2 protein-coding genes are annotated in these 4082 nt (G+C 40.2%); both read left to right on the top strand.

Annotated elements, in window-relative coordinates; genetic code table 11:
* Positions 1-1592 (top strand): peptidase U32 family protein (locus H5202_RS18605; protein ID WP_182773382.1); only part of this gene is annotated, 1592 nt, incomplete at its 5' end.
* Positions 1593-2258: 666 nt separating this feature from the next.
* A partial coding sequence (locus H5202_RS18600) for a TonB-dependent receptor plug domain-containing protein (protein WP_182773381.1) occupies positions 2259-4082 on the top strand: 1824 nt, incomplete at its 3' end.

Here is a 4082-nt window from a genome sequence, read left to right as displayed (position 1 = left end):
TAAAAGACAACTCAGCTTACTTTGATTTACCTGAACTGGTTGATGCTGGTGTTGACTCACTCAAAATTGAAGGCCGAATCAAAGGCGCTCAATACGTGCATACCGTGGTAGATAGCTGGCGCAAACAGATCGACAAATTTATCGAAACAGGCAAGCTATTAGCAGACGATTCGAACTTACATAAAGTGTTCAACCGTGATTTTACCAACTCATTTTTAAAGGGTAATCTCACCAAAGACATGTTTATCGATAATCCACGCGATAACAGCTTTAAACATGCTAACGATAAAAGTAACGCAATATCAGTAGTGCAAATTCAAGAAGCACAACAAACACTGTCGTCAGAAAAAGACGCCATTGTGCAGCTAGTTGCCGAAAAAATTAATCACCTAAGCATTGCTAAGCCAACGCTAACACTGGCATTTTCTGGTCAAGTCGATCAACCATTGTCGATCGCTGTGACCACACCAGATCAACAATTTGTAATTGAATCATCTATCTCGCTGACCCAAGCAACAGAGTCACGCGTTGATGAAGCCGCCATTGAGAAACGTTTTAAAAGCTTAAAAGGCAGTGGCTACTTGTTACAAGCATTTAATTATGACGGTTTACAGGCTGATTTAAGTCTACCGTTTAGCCAGTTAACACAGCTTAAAAACCAACTGTTATTACAGTTAACACAAAGAGAATACATAGGGGCGGTAACCTTACCCAAGTTACCTAAGCATCCAAAAGTAACCGACGCACCTACGCTGTCTTTGCTTATTAGTGACGAAAAAGATGTCAACTTGTGTGATGTTACCGACGCCGATATTTACTTTAAGCTACCAGAAAGCTTTAAGAAAAATGATGACAAGTACATCGAAATTTTCTTGCGTAACCCAAGATTAATTCCATGGTTTCCGGCCGTGCTTATTGGCAAAGATTACATCGAAGCTGTAAGAGTTTTAGAAGTGGTTAAGCCTAAGCGTATTGTGACCAACAATACCGGCGTCGCGTTTAAAGCCTATGAAATGGACATTGAGTGGATTGCAGGTCCGTTTTTAAACACAACTAACTCCTATGCCTTGCTAACATTACAAGAGCAATTAAATTGTGCTGGTGCGTTTATTTCGAACGAGATCAATCGCAACCAAATTAAAAACATCGCCAGACCAGAAAACTTTAAGCTTCTTTACAGCATCTATCATCCCATTTTGATGATGACCAGCAGACAATGCTTTTTCCAACAAACGGTAGGCTGTAATAAGCCCAGCATTGAAGACGGTTGCATGCTCAAGTGTGAAAAAGCCACTACCATCACTAATGTGAAAGGTATTTCGTTTGCAGTAGACAAACAAAAAGGCGGTTACCCGAGCATCTATAACCACGAGCAGTTTTTAAACATCGAAGCCGTTGAAGATCTATCACATCTATTTGATGAGTTCTTTATCGACCTCACCAACATTGGTTCTGGATCAAAAGCAGAAATCGATAAAACTCAGCTCGTCGCCCACTTCGAAAACGTCCTTAAAGGCGTTAGCGAATCCAAAGTTGAGCTTAATCAACTGGTGACTATTTCAACTAACGCCCAGTATCAGCAAGGTTTGTAATAGCCTAGGAAAGAACAGCTAGCCGCTCCACAGAGTGTATAGGGTTAAATGACTTACTGAGTAAATTAGTCTGTTGTTAAGCAGTTAATAATTGCCCCATCCAAGATAGAAAACAAACAAGGGTCACATTCGTGTGACCCTTGTTTGTTTATTTACGTTATATCGTTTGAATGCAGTACTAATGCTCACTATAACAGTCTGTAACAACGTTAATGTAAAGTTAACATGATGCCAAGTTAACAAGCCAAACGCCTCCCACAACGGCATAACATTAACATTTTTTGATGTGTTCACCGCATTAATGACAACAACTCCCGCCCAATTGTATTACCAATATCAAAACCTACCTTACCAAGTTGAGTGTCTATTTTAAGTCCGGTTAAACGTTAATTTATCATTAATATCCCTAAATATTGTCTGTCTCAACTTACGCATGGTTGTTTTAAACGCTATAGTCACAATATAGAGCCTTACTGCATTATGCGATAATAGCTGGCATAGAAAGCGTATCAACACAAAAATTTACCTGACGCATTTTGGTAAGACAAATAAATTAATTTGGTAATGATTAATTGCAATTGTTGGTAACGTGTTATATAAATGTGTCTGTTGATTAAAACAACAACATTGGTAATACCAAAACAAAAGATTTCTTTGGGGGGAATTATGAAGTTGAATAAAATAAGCGCCATGTTCAGTGGCGCTAAAAACAAAGCCAACAATATAACGATTTTTGGCGCGACTTTAACAGCCATGTTAACTATGCCAGCATTTGCAGCAGAACCTGTAGCACAAACTGAAGCGGAACAAGTAAAGGCGAGTGAAATTGAAGTTATTGCCGTTAGAGGTATATTTGGCAGCTTAAAGGCCGCTAACTTACTCAAACGTACTGACGAACGAATTGTCGATGTTATCGTTGCCGAAGATATAGGTAAATTACCTGACAACAACATTGCAGAAGCATTACAACGCATAACAGGTGTTTCGATTGAATCTGATTTCGGTGTAGGTGAATCTGTCACCATTCGTGGTGTATCAGAAAACCTTATTTTGCTTAATGGCCGCTCAACAGCAGGCCCAGGACGTGGCGGTATTAGTTTAGATGACTTCCCTGCTAGCTTCTTAAAAACAGTTGAAGTGATTAAATCTCCAACACCTGAAATGATTGAAGGTGCTTTAGGTGGCACAGTCAACATGCAAACAGTGCGTCCATTAGAGCTTTCAGAGCCTCTAGTTGCGATTACTCTTGACGGTGAATATGCAGATAAAACTGAAAACGTTGCGCCAAACTTTACCGCAGCAATAGGTAACAGTTGGGATTTCGGTGACGCTGGTACTTTTGGTGCAGCTGCTAACGTATCGTACCAAGACCGTGAATTACGTCGCGACGAGTATTTCAACAAGGTTGATTTACAAAATGATATCGATTTAGACGGTGATGGCACTGTTGATGTATCTGGCGGTCCAAACGGCAAATATATTCGTAGAACTGAAAGCACAGTAGAACAGAAAACAGAACAACGTGAACGTACTGCATTCGGATTATCGTTGCAGTGGGCACCTACCAGCGAAGAACTTAATGTCTACGTTGACATGAACGCGACAAAACTTGATGGTGGCCAAGCTGCTTATTCAATTCTTGATGTCGGCGGAAACGTGACACCTAGAATCGACTCTTACTATGACAGCAATGGCGAACTTCAAAACTACGATTTAGAGGGTGTGCTTACTATTCCAAAAACATGGAGTGATTTCACCACATCAGATACCACTTCCCATGCTATTGGCGCTGAATGGAATGTAACTGACAACATTGAATTATCGGCTGAATATTCAATATCAAAATCTGAAGAGCGTCAAACCGCATCAGAATTTAACTTACGTCCAATTGAACGAACAGATCCTACCTTAGATCTTGTTACGCATACCAGCACAGGAAGCATGACAACTGGCGGCGGTATACCTTCATACGTATTTGCCGACACTGGTATGTTGACTAACCCTGACAATCTAGTATTCCGTGAGTTTTTCCACAAAACGTTAGACACAGATAACGAAGAACAGGCATTGCGATTTGATTTTAAAATCCACGATGTCGGCGTAGACTTTATATCAGCAGTTAAAGCGGGTGTTCGTATTACCGATAGAGATTACACTTCTAATCGTTTCGATCTTAAACCGAATGGTAACACCCTAAAAGACGCGTATAAGAAAGCGAAAAATGCAGACGGCTTGTATAGCCCAACCTGGATTGATAACGCTATTATTAGCGATAGCTTTAAAACAATAAACGCCAGTAACTCGTTCGACCAAACCGGTATTGCGGGTCAAAACGACTTACTAACATACAATGTTTATGATGCTGAAAAACTGCAAGATTCAGAAGCTACCTATCTGTTAGTACAACAAATGTTGGCAGGCACCACTTACGCAATGGACGGTTCTTTAGCTGACAATATGGTTGAAGATAACGGTGCATATAAATTTATC

This window comes from Shewanella sp. SG41-4 (assembly GCF_014164505.1).
Taxonomy (GTDB): Bacteria; Pseudomonadota; Gammaproteobacteria; order Enterobacterales; family Shewanellaceae; genus Shewanella.
This window is presented reverse-complemented; position numbering and strand designations above follow the sequence as displayed.